The organism is Flavobacterium sp. PLA-1-15 (genome assembly GCF_049060005.1).
Classification (GTDB): domain Bacteria; phylum Bacteroidota; class Bacteroidia; order Flavobacteriales; family Flavobacteriaceae; genus Flavobacterium.
In genome coordinates this window covers 59,717-80,369 of record NZ_JBMGQS010000017.1, presented here as the reverse complement: position 1 = coordinate 80,369, position 20,653 = coordinate 59,717, and the positions used below count along the sequence as shown (strand labels likewise).

General features: G+C 38.1%; 16 protein-coding genes. 10 read left to right on the top strand and 6 right to left on the bottom strand.

Annotated features, from left to right (window positions below; all coding sequences use genetic code 11):
• Together ACI6PS_RS10980 and ACI6PS_RS10975 are read right to left on the bottom strand one after the other, a co-directional pair.
• Nucleotides 1–665 (bottom strand): homogentisate 1,2-dioxygenase (locus tag ACI6PS_RS10980; protein ID WP_421012615.1); only part of this gene is annotated, 665 nt, incomplete at its 3' end.
• Nucleotides 666–895: 230 nt separating this feature from the next.
• Nucleotides 896–1,639, bottom strand: coding sequence for a lysophospholipid acyltransferase family protein (locus tag ACI6PS_RS10975; protein WP_421012614.1), 744 nt, complete (start codon nt 1,637–1,639; stop codon nt 896–898).
• A gap of 228 nt (nt 1,640–1,867) precedes the next feature.
• Between ACI6PS_RS10975 and trpS the strand changes: the two genes are divergently transcribed.
• Nucleotides 1,868–2,848 (top strand): tryptophan--tRNA ligase, encoded by a 981-nt coding sequence (gene trpS / locus ACI6PS_RS10970; RefSeq protein ID WP_421012613.1) that lies wholly within the window; start codon nt 1,868–1,870, stop codon nt 2,846–2,848.
• 74 nt (nt 2,849–2,922) lie between these two features.
• On the opposite strand, the gene dprA is transcribed toward trpS, so the two are convergent.
• Nucleotides 2,923–4,023, bottom strand: a complete 1,101-nt coding sequence (gene dprA / locus ACI6PS_RS10965; RefSeq protein ID WP_421012612.1) for a DNA-processing protein DprA — start codon at nt 4,021–4,023, stop codon at nt 2,923–2,925.
• 108 nt (nt 4,024–4,131) lie between these two features.
• Between dprA and ACI6PS_RS10960 the strand changes: the two genes are divergently transcribed.
• Together ACI6PS_RS10960 and ACI6PS_RS10955 are read left to right on the top strand one after the other, a co-directional pair.
• Entirely contained in the window at nt 4,132–5,064 is a 933-nt protein-coding gene (locus ACI6PS_RS10960; protein ID WP_421012611.1) for an SPOR domain-containing protein, read from the top strand.
• Between the two features lie 84 nt (nt 5,065–5,148).
• On the top strand, nt 5,149–5,661 hold the full coding sequence (locus ACI6PS_RS10955; protein ID WP_421012610.1) for an acyl-CoA thioesterase: 513 nt from the start codon (nt 5,149–5,151) through the stop codon (nt 5,659–5,661).
• A 46-nt stretch (nt 5,662–5,707) separates the two neighbouring features.
• Here the strand turns inward: ACI6PS_RS10955 and ACI6PS_RS10950 are convergent, their stop codons facing one another.
• Both ACI6PS_RS10950 and ACI6PS_RS10945 read right to left on the bottom strand, forming a co-directional pair.
• Complete coding sequence (locus ACI6PS_RS10950) at nt 5,708–7,255, bottom strand: glycine--tRNA ligase (RefSeq protein WP_421012609.1); 1,548 nt, start codon at nt 7,253–7,255, stop codon at nt 5,708–5,710.
• 122 nt (nt 7,256–7,377) lie between these two features.
• A complete protein-coding gene (locus ACI6PS_RS10945; protein WP_421012608.1) occupies nt 7,378–9,657 on the bottom strand; it encodes a reprolysin-like metallopeptidase in 2,280 nt (759 codons plus the stop codon).
• A 286-nt stretch (nt 9,658–9,943) separates the two neighbouring features.
• Between ACI6PS_RS10945 and ACI6PS_RS10940 the strand changes: the two genes are divergently transcribed.
• From ACI6PS_RS10940 to ACI6PS_RS10930, 3 genes are all read left to right on the top strand, one after another.
• On the top strand, nt 9,944–10,873 hold the full coding sequence (locus ACI6PS_RS10940) for a bifunctional riboflavin kinase/FAD synthetase (RefSeq protein WP_421012607.1): 930 nt from the start codon (nt 9,944–9,946) through the stop codon (nt 10,871–10,873).
• Complete coding sequence (locus ACI6PS_RS10935; protein WP_421012616.1) at nt 10,873–12,195, top strand: HTTM domain-containing protein; 1,323 nt, start codon at nt 10,873–10,875, stop codon at nt 12,193–12,195. The genes ACI6PS_RS10940 and ACI6PS_RS10935 overlap by 1 nt, the downstream gene beginning before the upstream one ends.
• 138 nt (nt 12,196–12,333) lie before the next feature.
• The gene (locus ACI6PS_RS10930; protein ID WP_421012606.1) at nt 12,334–12,786 is read left to right on the top strand and encodes a hypothetical protein; all 453 of its coding nucleotides are present in this window, start codon (nt 12,334–12,336) and stop codon (nt 12,784–12,786) included.
• A 225-nt stretch (nt 12,787–13,011) separates the two neighbouring features.
• Here ACI6PS_RS10930 and ACI6PS_RS10925 read toward each other — a convergent pair whose 3' ends face one another.
• Entirely contained in the window at nt 13,012–13,239 is a 228-nt protein-coding gene (locus tag ACI6PS_RS10925; RefSeq protein ID WP_421012605.1) for a hypothetical protein, read from the bottom strand.
• A 185-nt stretch (nt 13,240–13,424) separates the two neighbouring features.
• Between ACI6PS_RS10925 and bioB the strand changes: the two genes are divergently transcribed.
• From bioB to ACI6PS_RS10905, 4 genes are all read left to right on the top strand, one after another.
• Nucleotides 13,425–14,513, top strand: a complete 1,089-nt coding sequence (gene bioB / locus ACI6PS_RS10920; protein WP_421012604.1) for a biotin synthase BioB — start codon at nt 13,425–13,427, stop codon at nt 14,511–14,513.
• Between the two features lie 113 nt (nt 14,514–14,626).
• Nucleotides 14,627–15,499, top strand: a complete 873-nt coding sequence (locus tag ACI6PS_RS10915) for a cupin-like domain-containing protein (RefSeq protein WP_421012603.1) — start codon at nt 14,627–14,629, stop codon at nt 15,497–15,499.
• A 69-nt stretch (nt 15,500–15,568) separates the two neighbouring features.
• Nucleotides 15,569–17,233 (top strand): transcriptional regulator, encoded by a 1,665-nt coding sequence (locus ACI6PS_RS10910; protein ID WP_421012602.1) that lies wholly within the window; start codon nt 15,569–15,571, stop codon nt 17,231–17,233.
• 142 nt (nt 17,234–17,375) lie between these two features.
• Complete coding sequence (locus tag ACI6PS_RS10905; RefSeq protein WP_421012601.1) at nt 17,376–20,513, top strand: T9SS type A sorting domain-containing protein; 3,138 nt, start codon at nt 17,376–17,378, stop codon at nt 20,511–20,513.
• Nucleotides 20,514–20,653 lie beyond the last annotated feature (140 nt).

Below are 20,653 nucleotides of genomic sequence, written 5' to 3'. Positions count from 1 at the left end.
TTTTTTATTTTGATAAGGAAATCACCTTTTTCATCATACGTTTCGAGCTCAGTTGGCAATTTGAAATCCCTTTCACAGAAAGGAGAATGTTCTAAATGCTGCCCAGATTCGTTTTTATACCTTTTTGGAGTATAGAATGGCGCGAAAGACTCTACATAAAACAATCTGTTGTCTTCCGTATCAAAATCAATTTGATAAATGATTCCTCTTGGAACGATCAAATAATCGCCGTATTCAAAAGGAATATTCCCCATCATCGTACGGAGCGTTCCAGTACCTTTGTGGATGAAAATCATCTCATCAGCATCGGCGTTTTTATAAAAATAATTGCGTAATGACTTTTTTGGAGCTGCAAGACCGATGGTACAATCTCTGTTTACCAACATTGCTTTTCTACTTTCTAAAAAATCATCAGCAGGTTGCAATTCAAAACCTTTTAGCAAAAGTGATTTTATGTTTTTTCCGATGGCAATTTTTGGCTCCACATCGTGCGAAGCTAAAATTTCCTTAACCTGAGTTGGCCTGTGAACATGATACAGTAAGGACGAATGTCCGTGAAATCCTTCGGTTCCAAAAAGCTGTTCGTAGTATAAACCACCGTTTGGCTTTTCGAACTGCGTATGTCTCTTTTGGGGGAAATTACCCAGTTTATGATATATTGGCATACTTTTTTAATTTGAAAATTTAATAAAATGATTTGAAAATGAATTTCAAATTTTAATAATCCAATTAAAAAATCAAATTCATTCTGGGTTTCTTTTAATGAGAAACTTTAAATGTGGTAACAATCCTGTCCAGCCTTTATTCATAGTTACAAATATCGTAAAATTTAATTTTTTGACCTTTATTATTGTGAATTATTTATTTAAACCTAAAAATTTACCCTTATGCTCACTTATTCTTTACCAAACTTCAAAAGCTGATGATAAATTACCGTTCGAACAGCATCTTTAACTTCCTTCTTATCATTTAAAGTTTTGCCCTCTGTCGGAATTGCACTGTGCACTTTCACTCGCATTAATCCAGGGCTACCGCTTAAAAAAGTATATGAAAAACGCTCTTTATTATCGGCAAAAGTCAGCGGAACAATAGGTATTTGATGTTCGATTGCTAGGCGGAAAGCTCCATCCTTGAATTCATCAAGCAAGATACTTTCGTCGTCTGGCACTCCGCCTTCGGGAAAAATACAGACACTCAAACCCTGATTTAATCTTTTTTGGGCTCTTTCGAAAACGGCCATCCTGCTTTTTGAGCTGCTTCTGTCCACCAAAATACACGTTCTTTTGTAGAAAAAACCAAAAAGCGGAATCTTCGACAGTTCCTTTTTCCCCACAAAAACAAATGGATGACGAACTACGGCAAGCATCAGCATTATATCGGTCATCGAAGTATGATTGGCCACAAACATATAACTCTTTCCAGCAGGCAAAACCTCTTCGCGCTCTACTTTATAATAGAATCCAGTGCCGTATAAGATGCATTTGGCCCAAATTCTTGCCATCACAAAAAAATACGGATACCATTTCTCTTTCAGAATCGATATCAGTAGAAACGGAAACATAATGATAATCGGAAGTCCCATCATGATGTAAAACCAAATCCGCCAAACTATCCAAAAAATAATTTTAATAACCCGCATCTCTATTCTTTTTATTTAGAACCCAATATTAGGCTTTCTTTTTATCATATTCCCGCTTTCGCCTCTATCTCTCCGCTGAAAAAGCGCCGAGGACGCCTCCCGAAACTTCGGGACTATCGGGAGTAGAAAACAACCTGAAGGCACTTTTTAATCTTTTGCCTCCCAAATGTAAGAATTCAATCTTTACTTTTTGACAAAACCTTTACCTTTGCGAAAATTAAATTTACAATGGCAAAAATACTAACAGGCATTCAAAGCACGGGAACTCCACATTTGGGAAACCTATTGGGAGCAATTCTTCCGGCTATTGAATTATCAAAAAATCCGGCACACCAAACGTTTCTTTTTATTGCAGATTTGCATTCTATTACGCAAATCAAAGACGCAAAGACTTTAAGAGAAAACACATACAGTACTGCTGCGACTTGGCTTGCCTGTGGAGTTGACATCAATAAAGTTATTTTTTACCGCCAATCGGATGTTGCTCAAACGGCAGAATTGTCATGGTATTTAAGTTGTTTCTTTCCGTTTCAGCGCTTGACATTGGCACATTCCTTCAAGGACAAAGCCGACAGACTTTCGGATGTAAATGCTGGTTTGTTTACCTATCCGATGCTGATGGCTGCTGATATCCTATTATATGATGCAGAATTTGTTCCTGTTGGAAAAGACCAATTGCAGCATTTGGAGATTACGCGTGATGTAGCTTCGCGTTTCAACAACCAGATGGGCGAAACGTTTGTATTACCTGAGGCAATTACAGCCGAAAACACGATGCTCGTTCCAGGAACAAACGGCGGAAAAATGAGCAAATCGGCTAATAACATCATCAATATTTTCTTGGATGACAAGGCTTTGCGCAAGCAGGTAATGTCTATTGAAACGGACAGCACGCCATTGGAAGAGCCTAAAGATGCAGAAACGTGCAAGATTTTTACAATCTTTAAACTGCTTGCTACTGAAGAACAACAGCTGGAAATGCTGGAGAAATATAAAAATGTGAACCGTGATTTTGGTTGGGGCCATGCGAAGCAGGCGCTTTTTGAATTGATTACTGAGAAATTCAAAGTCGAAAGAGAAAGGTACAACTACTACATGAACAATCTCGACGAACTTGAAAAAACATTGGAAATTGGCGCCACGAAAGCCGGAGCCATTGCAGATGGTGTTTTGAGCAGGGTTCGGGAGAAATTGGGATTTAAAGCATAATTTTTTTACCATATAAGACATCTAAGTCCATAAAATTTTGGCTTCAATGTTCTTATATGCCTTATATGGTTAAATTAAATCGCTTCGAACAACTTCCCCGGCAAAGGCCTAATAACTCCTTTCAATTCCATATTCAATAAAATCCCTGAGATTTTAAAGATTGGAAAGTCGCAACGCAAAGCAATGATGTCCATCAATTCTTTACCGTTTTGTTGAAGGAAATCGTACACTTTTTGTTCTTCATCATTCAACGAAACAAAGAGTTGTTTTTGGATTACTTTCGGTTTTTCCTCAATATCCCAATTCAAAATATAAATTAAATCGGCGGCCGAAGTAAGTAAATTTGCCTTTTGGGTTTTGATTAAATTATTGCAACCCTGACTGTATTTATCAGTAGTTCTTCCCGGAACGGCAAACACATCGCGGTTGTAATCATTGGCCATATTGGCGGTGATGAGAGAACCTCCTTTATCGGCAGATTCAATGACAATCGTAGCTTCAGACATTCCAGCAACGATGCGGTTTCTTCGGACAAAATTTTCCTTATCGGGATTGGACGAACTCCAAAACTCGGTAATGAAACCTCCATTTTCTTCCATCTTGGCTACATATTTTTTATGTGCACTTGGATAAATTTGATTCAAACCATGGGCAACAACACCAATTGTTTGGAGGTTATTTTCCATCGCGGCTTGATGGGCCACAATATCAACTCCGTAGGCAAAACCACTGACAATAATTGGATCCAGCGGTGCCAAATCGGCTATCAGCTTCTTGCAGAATTCTGTTCCTTGGGGTGTGATTTGTCGTGTTCCAACAATACTGATGATTTTTCTGTTCGCAAGATTGATGTTTCCAGAAGTGAAGAGCAAAACAGGACCATCGATGCAATGTTTTAATTTTTCCGGATAATTGTCATCCTTGAAAAAAGCGGTGTCTATATTATTCTGGGTGATGAATTTCAGTTCGGCTTCAGCCTTTTTAAAAACCTGATCATTCTTGAGATTTTGAATGAGAACAGACCCAATTCCATCAATGGAAGATAGCTGAGACGGCTTTGCTTTGAAAACATCTTGAGCGTTTCCAATATGATTGATGAGCTTTTTAGCAACGATATCGCCTACCAATTCTACTTTTTGAAGCGCTAATACGTAAAATAATTCCTGTTCGTTCATGGCAAATAATTGAATTTCAAATTAAAGACATTTTTTTGAAATTGTTAATAAAATTTGTTGATAAAATTTTGATACCCTACGTTAATATCTAACTTTGTTGCTATGAAGATGGAACAATACATATCACAACTTTTATACCGATACCAATGCGTTACAGTTCCAGGTTTCGGGGCATTCTTGACTGAAATCCAATCGGCTCAGTGGGATGAAAGTTCTAATGCTTTCTATCCTCCAAAAAAGTTGGTTTCGTTTAATTCTTATTTGAAAAATAACGACGGGCTTTTGGCCAGCCATATTTCTCAAATGGAAAAAACTTCCTATGAAACTGCTGTTCAAGACTTGCAGAAAGAAGTTTCGTTGTGGAAAAATGCGCTTTTGAACAATCAAAGTATCGTGTTGCAAAACATCGGAACGGTTTCCTTGAATTACGAGGGAAGTTTGGTTTTTGAAGCGTCCAATCATATCAATTATCATACGGCCGCCTTTGGGTTGACTTCTTTTGTTTCGCCTTTGGTGAAGAGAGAAATCGTTCAAGAAGTTCCGGTTTTGGAAGAAAAAGAACCAATCGTTTTTATTCCCGAAACAACTACAACCAAGAGCTATTCTTATTTGAAATATGCCGCCGTTTTTGTGGTTGGATTAGGAGTTGCTGGTGTTTTTGGTGCCAATATGTATGAGGAAAGAGTTTTAGAAGAAACCAAATTAGTGCAGACCGAAGTTCAGAAAGAAGTAGAAGACAAGATTCAAGAAGCTACTTTCTTTATCGAAAGTCCGCTTCCGAATGTAAAACTTACGGTTAAGGAACAAAAACTTTCCTATCATATTGTTGCCGGAGCTTTTAGAGAAGAAAGCAATGCGCAACGAATATTTGAACGACTGAGCAAGGAAGGATTCAAATCCAGAAGGCTCGAAAAGAATAAATTTGGGTTGTATCCGGTACTTTACGGAAGTTATTCGACCTACGCCGAATCGCAAAAAGCAATGGCAGAGATTCACAAAACACAAAACAAAGAAGCCTGGTTGCTCATCAAAGATCTATAAAATTTTAATCCCGATTTGTCTGAATAATTTCAATGCAAATCGGGATTTTTCTTTGAAACGTATTTATCTTTGCCAAAAAAACTTATGTCTCCAAAACATCCTTCTGACTCCTTAACGGTATTGACCGATTTGGTTTTGCCAAGTGAAACAAATCCCCTAAACAATCTTTTTGGCGGCGAATTATTAGCCAGAATGGACCGTGCCGCAAGTATCGCTGCAAGAAGGCATTCCCGTAGAATTGTGGTTACAGCTTCTGTAAATCACGTGGCTTTCAACAGAGCAATTCCATTGGGAAGCGTTGTTACAGTGGAAGCGAAAGTATCCAGAAGTTTTAAAAGCTCCATGGAAATTTACATCGATGTTTGGATTGAAGATAGAGAATCGGGCAATAAAAACAAGGCAAACGAAGCAATTTACACTTTTGTAGCCGTTGACGACACCGGAAGACCTGTAGAAGTAGCCCCAATTGTTCCTGAAACTGAATTGGAAAAAGAACGTTTCGAGGCTGCTTTGAGAAGAAAACAACTGAGTTTAGTTTTGGCTGGAAAGATGAAACCATCGGAAGCGACAGAACTTAAAGCTTTATTTATAGCATAAAAAAACGGAGATTTTAGGTCTCCGTTTTTTGTTTTATCTCTTTCGATTATACTTTGGTTTTCATCAACCAGTTTTTCATCGAAACTTCATGTTCTATAATTCCTTTTAATTCAGAAATAGCAACTCTATCCTGTTTCATACTGTCTCTATGACGGATAGTTACGGTTTGATCTTCCAAAGTTTGGTGGTCAACTGTAATACAGAAAGGCGTTCCCAAAGCATCTTGACGACGGTAACGACGACCAACGGCATCTTTCTCATCGTAAGCCACATTGAAGTCCCACTTTAATTCTTCGATGATGTTTCGGGCTACTTCTGGCAAACCGTCTCTTTTAATTAAAGGTAAAACGGCTGCTTTTGTTGGCGCTAAAACAGATGGCAATTGCAAAACTGTTCGTGTAGACCCATCTTCCAATGTTTCCTCTTTCAATGAATTGGAGAAAACTGCCAAGAACATTCTGTCTAAACCTACTGAAGTTTCCACTACATAAGGCGTATAGTTTTTATTTTCTTCAGTATCGAAATATTGCATTTTCTTTCCAGAAAATTCTTCGTGTGCTTTCAAATCGAAGTCTGTACGAGAGTGAATTCCTTCCAATTCCTTGAATCCGAATGGGAAATTAAACTCGATATCGGCCGCAGCATTTGCATAATGTGCTAATTTTTCGTGGTCGTGGAAACGGTAATTTTCTTTTCCTAAACCTAAAGACAAATGCCAGTTCAGACGCGTTGTTTTCCAGTATTCGTAGTATTTCATCTCTTCGCCTGGCTTCACAAAGAATTGCATTTCCATTTGTTCAAATTCACGCATACGGAAGATAAATTGTCTTGCCACAATTTCATTTCTAAAGGCTTTACCAGTTTGGGCAATTCCGAAAGGAATTTTCATTCTTCCTGATTTTTGCACATTTAGGAAGTTTACAAATATACCCTGAGCCGTTTCTGGACGAAGGTATAAATCCATAGCGTTTTCTGCAGAAGCTCCTAATTTTGTTCCGAACATTAAGTTGAATTGCTTCACATCGGTCCAATTTCTTGAACCGGTTTCAGGATCGGCAATTTCCAATTCTTCTATTAAGGCTTTAACGTCTGCCAAATCCTCGTTCTCAAGCGAACGTGCCATTCTTTCCAAGATTTCTTTTTTCTTAGAAAGATATTCGACCACTCTGGCATTTGTAGTCACAAATTCCTCACGATTGAAGGCTTCACCAAAGCGAACGCTTGCTTTTTCTATTTCTTTTTCGGCTTTCTGATTGAGTTTTTCTGCATAATCTTCAATCAAAACATCCGCTCTGTATCTTCTTTTAGAATCTTTGTTGTCAATCAATGGATCGTTGAATGCATCCACGTGTCCGGAAGCCTTCCAAGTGGTTGGATGCATCAAGATTGCGGCATCAAGACCCACGATGTTCTCGTGCATCTGTACCATCGATTTCCACCAATATTCTCTGATGTTCTTTTTTAATTCTACTCCGTTTTGTGCATAGTCGTAAACCGCACTCAAACCATCATAAATTTCGCTTGACGGAAAAATGTATCCGTATTCTTTTGCGTGCGAAACTACATTCTTAAATAAATCTTCTTGTTTTGCCATAGTGGTGCAAAAATATAAAAACGGTTTGTATTTTAACAAAAAAGACTTGAAAAACACCCTACTATAAATAAAAAAGCCGTTTGAAATTACTTCCAAACGGCTTGATTGTATATCTAGAATGATTAATTGATCACAATCTTTCTTGTTTCTTTCTTATCTCCATCATTGATGTTTACTAGATAAACACCTGCTTGAACACTATTCAATTGAACATTTTGAGAAAACATACCCGTATTTTGGTAAGTCTTGTCTAAAATTTGTCTTCCTTGGATATCGTAAATAGCAATTTTAATATCGCTTGAAGTTTCAGAATTAAATTCAATGCTAAAATTTCCTGAGTTTGGATTTGGATATAATTTGAAGTTTTTTAATCCGAAATTATCAGTGCTCAAATTATTATCTACAGCAAACTGCGTTGAATTTACCGCAATGAATATATTGTTTACCGCCTCAATCATAATTCTACAAGTAGACGAAACAACACTTGGAACCGTTATTACTTCCAGACCATCATTTGGAGTATTAGCAGCCAGCGTTATTGGATAAGTCAAACCACCATCTGTAGACAAAAGGATATTTACATTGGCAGTACTAACTGGTGCCGCAGTAGTGTTAGCAACATTCCAAGTAATAACTTGTGGTGTATTTGTCCAAGTGATACCTGCAGTCGCTTGTGAAGTTACTTTGAACGGACCTGATGCAGCATTGAATGTTACGGTCATGTCTTGTTTAGAGGTTTGTCCTCCATTTACAACTTGGTTATCTCTAACTGTCAATGTAAACCCCATCGTTCTTGCAACGTTTGGAATAATCTCCCAAGTTATTGGACTTACAAAAGTATTGGTTAGAATATGTTGTAAGGCTGGCATGTATCGGTTTGGAGATGAAGAGGGCATTCTTGACCTGAAATTTGGATTTGCTGTAGTTGATGTTGCACTTGGAAATGTATTACTAGCACTTCCTAATCCATCTTTTTGTTCCCAGCAATACGTCAATGTAGTTTCAGTATCTGTTCCATTTCCTTTCAATACAAATGCTGTTCCAATTGGAATTGTATAATTGGTTAGTGGGGTAATAACTGGTGGTGTATTCCCATTTGCAACGCCTGCAACGCAATTTCCATCTCCTGTAATATGCTCCATCATTTGAGCAATACTAATTGCATTAAAATAAGCGTCGGAATTTTGTTGTACATTTATATTATTGCTACAAATTCCAGCATAAGCCATTATTGTAGAACCGCTTCCAGGTTCAACCGCAATACCATTTACTCTATTTCCAGTACAGCTTCCGCCAGTACCATTAAAGGTATGGTCAGCACCAAATTGGTGTCCAACCTCATGCGCTACATAATCAATATCATAAGGATCTCCAACTGGAGCATTAGAGCCTGTAATTCCTCTGCCTTTATTAGCAAATACACAAACAGAGCCCTTGCTCGCTAAGCCTCCCCCACCAGTACTAACCGTATGACCAATATCATAATTCAAAGCACCAATCGTACTATTTATGACACTATGACTCTGATTAATCAACTGACCGCTAGAATCTGAATTATCAAAACTATCTGAAGTAATAAAAATGATGTTTGTATTATTTGCAACAAGAACCATTCTTAAAGACATATCAATTTCATATACGCTGTTCATTCGAGAAACTGTAACGTTCATTGCCGCTAAAACCGCTGCTTTTTTTTGTGCTTCTGTTGCTCCAGAAGGAAGCGAACCTGCGGCTACAGCAGCATTTACATGATAAGCTGCATATTCGATTGTACAAGCCATTGCCAATCTGTATGTTCTAAACTTTCCATCATTGGCCATGGTTACTGGCTCAAATTCATCAGAATCTGTTGTGTTTTCAAAATTACTTTCAGTACGACATTCAAAACTTCTGTTTGTAGTCAAACTTGATTTGTTGTATACAATATAATTCTGCAAGTCTTTAGTGTAAGGATCTACATAAGATGCTCCCTTTTCTGAAATGGTCATTGTGTGCAATCCAAAAAGAGTGGTGGTCAAATAGATTCTTGCTGTAGGGTTGTCAATTCCTTGCCCTACATACGATTGAATTTCTGGGTGATTTTTAGCCAGCTCAGCCTCCATAACAGAAGACTCATAAATTCTAAACTTTTCAAGGTTTCCTTCCGCATTTGGGAATTCTAGAATTACATTTGAAACTGGAGTGTTGCCACCAAAAGTTCTGGTTGGCGCTGCTTTCAATTGATTTTTTAAGCCTTCCAAATTCAAATGGAAAATTTCATAATCAGATGGGTTTGATACGCGTTCTAATTTGTCTACTTCATTAAATCGCTCCTTCGTCATTTTTGTCCAAAATGAATTCTGGGCGTTACCAAATGAAAAGGTAAGAATGGCTACTACGGTTACTAGTATTTTTAATTTCATAATTTATTATTATTTCTTGATTAAGCAAAATTAATACTTTAAAACATTTAATTCATTTATCCATCAAACAAAACCTTGACTTTTAACACATTTTCATGATATTGTAGGTATTGTTGACTATTTATCATTCTATACTTTAACAAAAATCTTCAATATCTACACTAATAATTTTAAAAAACGAATGCTTTTGAATATTTTGATTCCTTTGTAAATCCAAAAAAGCAACATTCCATTTCATTTATTCGCTTCATAGACCTAAATTTGCATCACTCTAAAAACCAAAATTTTGAAGATTTTCAATTCAATACAGGATTTCAAAACAACTTCTGGAACCATCGTCACACTCGGAACTTTTGATGGGGTGCATTTTGGCCATAAAAAAATCATTGATCGCCTGGTTGAAAATACCGATGCAAATACAGAATCTCTTGTACTTACGTTTTTTCCGCATCCGCGGATGGTTCTTCAAGGCGATTCTGAAATTAAATTATTAAATACCATCGATGAAAAGGCTTTTCTACTCGAACAAAACGGTCTCGACAATTTAGTGATTCATCCATTTGACCAAGCTTTTTCAAGATTAACCGCCGAAGAATTTGTCAAAAACATCCTGGTAGATATTTTCAAAATAAAAAAAATAATCATCGGCCACGACCATCGTTTCGGTCGAAATAGGACTGCCAATATCGAGGATCTTATTGTTTTTGGAGAACAATACAACTTCGAAGTAGAACAGATTTCTCCGCAAGAAATTAACGAAGTTTCGGTAAGCTCAACCAAAATTCGAAATGCTCTCCAAGAAGGAAACATTCGGCTTGCAAACAAATACCTCGGCTACAATTATTTCCTGACAGGAACAGTCGTAAAAGGAAAACAACTCGGCAGAACCATCGGTTTTCCTACTGCCAACATTTCCATAAAGGAAAATTACAAGCTCATTCCTCAGATTGGCGTTTATGTAGTGAGCTGTGTTATCAACGGAAAAACCATTTTCGGGATGATGAACATCGGATTTAATCCAACCGTTAGCGGCCAGCATCAAACCATCGAAGTACATTATTTTGACCTCAACGAAGATTTATATGATAAGGAAATAAGAGTTTCGATACTTCACCGCATTCGCCCTGAGCAAAAATTCGAATCCGTAGAAAAACTCAAAGAACAACTCGCCCACGACAAAATCACCTCATTAGAATTCATCAAAAACAATAGATGATGCTAAAGAAACTCTTCCAACCTATAGACAACGCACCCTTGATCATCTTTAGGATTTTCCTAGGGTTTCTATTGGCCGCTGAAACTTTTGGTGCCATACTTACAGGTTGGGTAAAAAGAGTCCTCATCGAGCCTGAATTTACCTTCTCACATATCGGACTTGAGTGGCTCCAACCGCTTCCTGGATACGGCATGTACTTCTACTTTGCACTGATGGGAGTCTGCGGCATTCTCGTAATGCTCGGCTACAGATACCGTCTTTCACTGGGGCTTTTTACCCTTTTATGGACAGGAGTCTATTTGATGCAAAAAACATCCTACAACAATCATTACTACCTTTTGATATTGGTTTGCTTGATGATGCTCTTCCTGCCTGCCAATAAATATGCATCGTTGGATGTAAAAAACAATCCTTCCATAAAACAAAACAGCATGCCTTTGTGGTGTTCTGCGGTAATGATTTTTCAAATGGCGATTGTTTATTTCTTTGCCACCGTTGCCAAGTTCTACCCCGGCTGGCTCGACGGTAGTTTTACAAAACTGATCCTCCAAAACACCGAGTTCGAGTACTTCAAAACTCTTTTCAGCAAGCATTGGTTCCACCTGTTCATAGCCTATTCCGGAATTTTTTTCGACATGCTTATTGTCCCGCTATTGCTTTGGAGAAAAACCAGAACCATCGCCTTCTTTGCTGCCATTTTTTTCCACATCTTCAACGCCATTTTCTTGCAGATAGGCATCTTTCCCTTCTTTGCCTTGAGTTTTGTCGTGTTTTTCTATCCGCCAGAAAAAATCAGAAGCATTTTCTTCAAGAAAAAAATTCCTATTGATTTCTCTGAACCTGTAGCTGAAAACAAATCTTCATTGTACTACTTTTTTGTTCCTTTCTTTATCATCCAACTTATCCTTCCGATACGCCATCATTTTATAAAAGGTGATGTTCTATGGACAGAAGAAGGACACCGTTTAAGCTGGAGAATGATGCTTCGTCAACGTCAAGGATATACTGCTTTTCGAGTGATAAACAAAGAAACCCAAACATTGATACCGTATGACATCAACAAAAGGCTTGTGCCTAAACAACTAGCATTTGTTGGGTGCAATCCCGACGGAATTTGGCAGATGGCACAAATCATCAAGAAAGAATTCAACCAGAAAGGGATTGAAGTTAGTGTTTTCGCAAATACAGAAACCTCTATAAACGGCGGAACATTCAAGACATTAATAAATCCTGAAACCGATTTGGCGGAAGCCAAATGGAACTACTTTTTCCACAACGATTGGATATTGCTCTACGACGATCAAGGAAAACTTATCAAATAGAGGGTGTAATCTACTCTTTCTACATTTATTAAAATTTTATTAAATCCGCAATAAAAGAAAGTTTCACTGCAGATAATTTTGTACTTTTAGTTACTATGAAAAAGTATTTCTATTACTAAAAACAAAAAAACCAGCATTATGAAACTATCAAGAGAATTTACAAACGGATTTATAATATTCGTTGGAATCGGGATCTACTTCCTTATTCTGGAATATTTAGGCTTGGCAAATGAGTTCTATCTCAGAGTCCTCAACCTTTTCATCGTGGCATTCGGAGTTAACCGAACCATTCAAATGAACGTCCGCGACGGCATCAGAGGCTACAACCGAAACCTCCTTTCAGCCATTGCAACCTCCATGATCGGAGCCATCCTCAGCATCGCCAGTCTATTGGGCTACATCTATTATAGAGGTGGTGAAGCCTACTTAGAAACCCTTTCAAAAGGATTCCTTTTCGGAGGAGGCGACCCAAACATCTACTACTATTGCATTGGGCTATTGTTCGAATCCATTGCCTCTTCCATCATCATTTCCTTCTGTTTGATGCAGTACTGGAAAGACAAAGTCGAAGTAATCAACAAAGTAAACTAAAAATATTCTTTAGTTTTCAAAAGGTTTATAACGCTGGAAACCCCATCGTTATAAGCCTTTTTCTTTTTTTATACTTATAATACACCGCACATTCCCTTCAAACCTCGGCAAATTGCTTTCCATCTCGGCACATTATTTTCTGACGAAGGAAGACACAAGCAAAATCCACAAACTTGTCATCCTGACGAAGGAAGGACCTCCACAAGCAACTCCACAATCATTGTGTCACCCCGAGCGCAGTCGAGGGACCATCCAAATCTCTTCAACTATAAAAGTAATTTGATTCCCTCCAACTCGTTTGATTCTCTTCAGATGTCGTTTGATTGTGCTCCGAAGCCGTTTGATTCCCTCCGAAGTCGTTTGATTCCCTTCAGAAGTCGTTTGATTGTGCTCCGAAGTCGTTTGATTGCCGTCAGATGTCGTTTGATTATGCTCCGAAGTCGTTTGATTCACTTCCAACTCGTTTGATTCCCTTCAGATGTCGTTTGATTAACTCCCACTTCCATATAATCACCTTCCCAACAAAGCCCAATACAACCAAAACCATCCGCTTTCCATCACCCATTTCAAACTTTAAATAAAGAAACTTTCTACTTAAACGGGAAATGACTATTTTTGGAGCATAATAAAAATGAGATATGAGTATCACAAGAAACGATTGGACGAAAGAAGAAATTATAGCAATATATAATAAACCGATGATGGATTTGCTTTTCGAAGCAGCCTCGGTTCACCGTAAATTCCATGACCCGAATGTGGTTCAGGTTTCTACATTATTATCCATCAAAACCGGCGGATGCCCAGAAGATTGTGGCTATTGCCCTCAAGCGGCGCGTTATCACACTGATATCGAAGGAAACGATTTGATGTCTGTTAGTCAAGTAAAAGCACAAGCTTTGCGAGCAAAATCAAGCGGTTCTTCCCGTGTTTGTATGGGTGCGGCCTGGCGAAACGTAAAGGACGGTCCGGAATTCGATCAGGTATTGGAAATGGTTCGTACCATCAATAAACTCGACATGGAAGTGTGCTGTACGCTTGGTATGATTACCGAAAATCAGGCACATCGTTTGGCAGAAGCAGGTCTTTATGCCTATAACCACAACCTTGACACTTCAGAGGAATATTATAAAGAAGTAATCTCTACCCGCGGTTTCGAAGACCGTATCCAAACCATCGAGAACGTCCGTAAAACAAACGTTACCGTTTGCAGTGGCGGAATCATCGGGATGGGAGAAAGCGTAGAAGACAGAGCAGGAATGCTTGTAGCGTTGTCTACCCTTAGCCCACAACCAGAATCGGTGCCAATCAACGCCCTAGTAGCCGTTGAAGGAACTCCAATGGAAGAAGAAAAACCGGTAGAAATCTGGGAAATGATCCGTATGGTTGCTACGACAAGAATCATCATGCCCGAAACTCAGGTGCGTCTTTCTGCAGGAAGAACCCAAATGAGCCGTGAAGGTCAGGCAATGTGTTTCTTCGCAGGTGCAAACTCTATTTTTGCTGGAGATAAATTGCTTACAACGCCAAACCCAGATGTAAACGAAGACATGAAAATGTTCGACATGCTAGGTTTGATAGCACAAAAGCCTTTTACAAAAGTTTCACAGCCAAAAACAGTCGAAGCCGAAGATTCCCAATACCAAGCCTTGGGAGAAAAACCAAGATGGTCCCGTCCAGGACATTCAATAGAAAGAAACTTGGAAGCATCAGGAAAATTGAAAGTATAGTATTCTTTTCCTTTTGTTAAAATAGATTATACTAAAATAAACCTTTTTTAAATTTGCTCTTAGCCCTAATGCTAAGAGCATTTTTTTTTGAGTTTATTTAATTAGAGTACCCTATGAAACTCCAACTGACCGAGATTGAGCGTGTAAAAACCATTTCCAAGGATGATTTTTACAATAATTATGTAAAAAAGCAAAAGCCAGTCGTTATCGAGCAGCTCACTGCCGATTGGCCTGCTTTCGAGAAATGGAACCTCAACTACATCAAAGAAATCGCTGGCGACAAGGTGGTGCCACTCTACGACGACCGGCCTGTTTCGTTCAAAGAAGGTTTCAACGAGGCACATGCCAGGATGAAAATGACCGACTACATTGATTTATTGCAATCTAAACCTACCAACTATAGGATATTTTTATACAATTTGATGAAGGAGGTGCCATCCTTAAAACTAGATTTCAAGTGGCCCAATCTTGGACTCAATCTAATCAAGCAATTGCCAATGTTATTTTTTGGTGGCGAAAACTCCAGGGTATTCATGCACTATGACATCGATTATTCAAATATCTTGCATTTCCATTTTCATGGAAAAAAACGCTGTATGATTTTTGCTCAGGATCAATCGAAATACATGTATAAGATTCCGCATTCGCTTATTTCCCGTGAAGATATCGATTTTGACAATCCTGATTTTGATAAATTTCCAGCCCTGCGACATGCGCAAGGTCTTGTCTGCGATCTAAAACACGGCGAAATGCTCTACATGCCTGAGGGATATTGGCATTATATGAAATACCTGACACCCGGTTTTTCTATGAGCCTGCGTGCTTTCCCACGAAGCTTCGGGAATTTATCCAAGGCCGTTTATAATATTTTCATCATGCGTAATTTTGACAGTCTTATGCGCAAATGGAAAGGACAACAGTGGATTGATTATAAAAATGAACAGGCTATTAGCAGTACAAATAAGAATCTGAAAGCCACTTCGTAAGTTATTAGCCTACTGCTTTTGTATCATTTCATTACTTCTTTACTATATTTGGAGAAATATTCTCAAACTATGTTTACTAGCAACAGGCAATTCAGGCATTGGTTTTTCGGTGTCGTGATGATCCTTTTTTTTGTCCATCCGCTCAAGGCGAATACCATTGAAAAATGTGATTCGCTCATTGCTGCTGGGGTCGAAGCTTTAAACAAAAACAAATACATTCATTCCTTAGAATTGCTTACACAAGCCAGAACTCTGTCGGAAAAAAACCGCTGGCACAAGCAAACTTTTTTAGCCATCAATAATATTGGCGCCAATTATTACAGGCTTTTAGAATATGGCGAAGCGCTCAATTATTATATTGAAGCCTATTCGATTGCATTGAAGGAGCTGGATCCGAAACACGAGATGATTGTCCTGAATAATATCGCAATCCTTTATTCCAAGGAAGAAAATTATGAAAAGGCAAAAGAATATTTCAAGAAGGCCTACGACATCGCAAAGCAAAATAACGATGATTTAAAAGTTGGACTCTACGCGATGAATCTCGGCAATTTGGCCAATGAAACCAAGGATTCAAAACTCGCACGTTCCTATTTTGATGAAGCTCTTCCACTTTTAGACAAGCAACAGAATTTCTTCATATTTGCACAAGTGGGTGTCATCCAATGTGATTTGAATGATGGCAAAGCCAAAAAAGCACGAGAAGCCGCATTGCATCTGCTTCAAAACACCAAGGACTTGAGTTTTTATGAAGCCGATATTTCCTTGATAACGGTCATTGCAAAATCCTATATTGCCGACAACCTTTTGAATGAAGCTACAATTTATGTCAATCAGTTATTAGATAAAAAACCCAATATCGAAACGAAGATTACAGCATTTGAATTGCTTTCTGAAATCAACTTCAAGAAAAAAGATTACAATCTTGCATTTGCATTTAAGGATTCTATTATTGCTTCAAATGCAAAGCTGGAAGCCATTAAAAACGGAAAGCTTTATGAAACCAGTAAGGTAAAATTTGAAATTCAGAATTACCAAAATCAAATCAAACTCAACGAGGCCAAGCTCAACAGCGAACGAAAAATGTTCTATTCCATCATTGCCATCATTATTATTGTGGTGGTTTTTATCGTTTGGATTTTAAGGAACCTTTCGGTAAAACACAAGCAGAAAAAACTCATTGCCGAAAGAAACGAGCAAATCCTATCCTTGGAATTAGAGAAGGAAAAAAACGAATTGCTGTTATTAGAAAAACAGTTTGATGAGCAAAAAGCGATTTCTTTATTGGAACAGGAGCGCCTGAAAAACGAGGTCGAACAAAAGAACCGCAAGCTATCGGCGAAAGCCTTATATCTTTCTGGAAGAAACCAGATGATTGAGGAAGTACTATCGGAACTTTCAGAATTGCCACAGGTTTCCAAGGAAGCATTATTGGTAAATCATATCCAAACGTTGAAAACACATCTCAAAACCGATAACGAATGGGACAATTTCATTACCCATTTTGAAGAAGTGAATCAGAATTTCTTGAACAAGTTAAAGACAAGGCATCCCAATCTTATTGCAAACGATATCCGTTTCCTGTCTTATATTTATATGAATTTGAGCACCAAGGAAATTGCTTCGATGCTCAATATCGCTCCAGAATCTTGCCGAAAAAGGAAAGAAAGAATCTCTGCCAAGATGGAAATCCCAGAAGACATCAGTCTTTATGATTATTTGGCTACTATTTAATTCCCATAAAGAAATCCTTATCAATAGTTGTATTTACTGTAAACTTCACGCTTTGTCTTGAAGTATGTCACGCTTTGTCTGATATAATTTTTTGAAATAAGTTGGCATTTTCTGAACATTTAGAAAATAAAAAACCAACCACATGAAAAAAATTACATTTTGTTTTGTATTACTGCTACTGACCTATTTTGGTGGTCAGGCACAAGTGCAATTGGGTGATGGAACTGCAATTGAGAAAGGTGTTCCTTTTGAACCAAGAAATCCTTATTCCTATGCTCAATCCATTTACTTAGCATCGGAAATTTTAGCTTCGGGAGAAATTACTTCAATACAGTGGTATTTTGCAGGTAATGGAAGTTTGGACGGAAGCCAGGAGTTGACCATCTATTTAGGCCACACATCAAAATCAGCGTTTGATTCTGCAACTGACTGGGAGCCTATTGCTAACCTAACAGAAGTTTATCTTGGTGATATCGATGCTGAAGGCGCAGGATGGATTACTGTTTATCTTGACACTCCGTTTACCTATAATGGCACTGATAATTTGATCGTTGCCGTAAAGGAAGACAGTGAAGACATGGATGGTTGGGATGATCAATTTTATGCTTATGAAGTTGAGGGAAATCGCTCGATTACTTATGCAAGCTGGTCTGATGCAGTAGATGTAGAAAATCCTGCAGAAGGAACATTAAAAAACTTTGTTGCAAATGTTTCATTTGATGGAATTGTGCAAGCTTGTCCAAAACCAACTGACCTAATCGCTCAAGACGCAACCACAAATGGTGTCGTTTTATATTGGACATCGAATGCTGGTGCGACACAAGGATCACAGTATTATTTTTCTACAACAAACACAACTCCAACTGCATCAACAGAACCAAGCGGCAGTGTAGCTTCTGGACAAAGCTTTGAAGTGAGCAATCTTTTGACTTCCGGAACGGTGTATTATGTATGGGTTAGGGATATTTGTGAAAACGGCCCTGGAACATGGTCAAATGTAACATCGTTTGTAACACAATGCGAGCCATTGCAGGAATTGATACAGAATTTCAACAATGCAACTCCACAAACAGTCCCAGTATGCTGGACATCTATTGTTTACAACCCTAATGAAGATAGCTCTCCAGCGAATGTTAGTGTAACCAACGAAGATGGAAACACGGGCAATTCAGTACAATTTTATACAAACGGTGACGGAGATGCAGATTTGATTTTGGTTTTGCCTGAACTTACAAATGTAGGGGATGGCACACATCGTTTACGTTTTTTTGCAAAAGATGCCTCTTTCAATGCAGGAAGCACCTTTTCAGTAGGTACATTGGATGGAAATTATCCGGGAGCTAACTTTACTGAAGTTGAAGAAATCAACGTAACGAATACTTTCAAAGAGTTTGCAATTGATTTCACAAATGCTACAGGAACCGTAGATACCTTTGTAGCCATTAGACTGAACAGCGCTTCTGATAACGTTTTAAGTTATGTGGATGATATTCGTTGGGAAATTTCTCCATTATGTCCGGATGTGACACTAATACAAGTTCCAGTGGCGACAACAAATACAGCTACAATTTCTTGGACCTCTTCAGAAGAAATTACTCAATGGGAGGTTGTGCACAGCAATGATCCCTTGGTAGATCCATCTTCCATAACACCAATATTAGAAATTTTAAACACACCAACAGCTTCCATTAGCAATTTGACAGCCGAAACTACTTACTATGTGTGGGTGCGCTCTAAATGTGAAGCTGGAAATGGCCTCTGGGTTGGTCCAGTTGCATTCAATACTGCATGTCCTTTTGTAAACAGCCTAAACGAAAATTTTGATGGAGGTTTAGGTGAAGAATTGCCTACATGCTGGTCGAGTATTCTTAGAGGAAACAGCTTATCCTTGTATGCAGATGTTAGAGTCGCTTATAATGACCTTGCGACCTCGGGAACTACAAGTCTTGAATTGTACAGCGGTTTTTCTGGCCCTTCACCAAGCGATGATATCATAGCCGTATCTCCTAATTTAGGAAATCTATCTAGCGGAACACATCGTATAAAATTCTTCGCTAAAGGGATGGGTACATTACAAATTGGCACCTTGGCAAGCAATACCAATGCTGCAGATTTTAATTTCTTTGAGCAAATTACACTTTCTAACAGTGAAATGACAGAATATGTAATTGAATTTTCTTCCTATGAAGGAGCCGATACTTATATTGGTTTTAGATATAATACTACACAAATGTTTGCTAGTGTATATATTGATGATGTGACTTGGGAAACAATTCCTGCCTGTCCAGATGTTACTGAAATTGATGCAATGCCATTGAACACAACTACAATTACATTAGGATGGAATGCTGGAGATACTTCAAACTGGCAAACAGCTCATGGGCTAATTTCTATTACAGATCCGAACCTTGCTACGGTTTCTAATGTTTTAACGAACGCTACTAATGAAATAAGTGGTTTGTCTAGCAATACCGATTATAAAATATGGGTTAGATCTGTTTGTGGCGAAAATGGAAATGGTGCATGGATCGGACCAATCTTGGTAAAAACGCTATGCGATGCCGTTACAACGTTTAATGAAACTTTTGAAACCTCTACATCAGGCCTTCCAAGTTGTTGGTCATCAATTGTTAACGGAGACATTAGTGGCGGAGCGGGTATATCGGTAATCTCTTGGCAACCTTATGCAGGTACAAAAGGAATTGAAATCTACAATGCTGGTTCTTCCTCTACGGATGATATTATTCTAGTTTCGCCGATTTTGAGTAATCTTTCGAGCGCAACACACCTTCTTAAATTCTATGCCGCTCAATTAGTAACCGCTGGAAGTTTAGAAATTGGAACTATCGATTTGGAAGGTAATTTTAATTTTTATGAAGAAGTCCTCCTAACCACATCTTATGAAGAATATACCGTAGATTTTGCTTCTTATACAGGAACGGACAACCGCATCGGAATTCGATTAAACTCTGAAGAAACTTATCAGAGTATCGGAATGGACAACATCAGTTGGGAAATTAATCCTGAATTATCCAATGGTAATTTTGAAACTGCTGCATTTTCACTATATCCAAATCCTGTAAAAGATGTAATCAATTTATCATACAAGCAAAACATCACAAATGTTTCAATATTCAATCTTTTAGGACAAAAAGTATATGAAAGCAACCTTGATTCTACAAGTGCACAAATAAACATGTCAGGATTTTCAAGCGGAAGTTATATCGTAAAGATTACTTCCGATGATCAAACCAAAGCAATAAAGATTATAAAAGAGTAAAAAAGAAAATAGTTTGTTGATCAAAAGGGTTGATTGTCTTATGACTTTCAGCCCTTTTTGCTTTTAATAATTCATTGATTATAAAGACCATCACGTTTTTTACCGTATACCTGTCACGTTTTTTCCTTGTCGTATTTAGG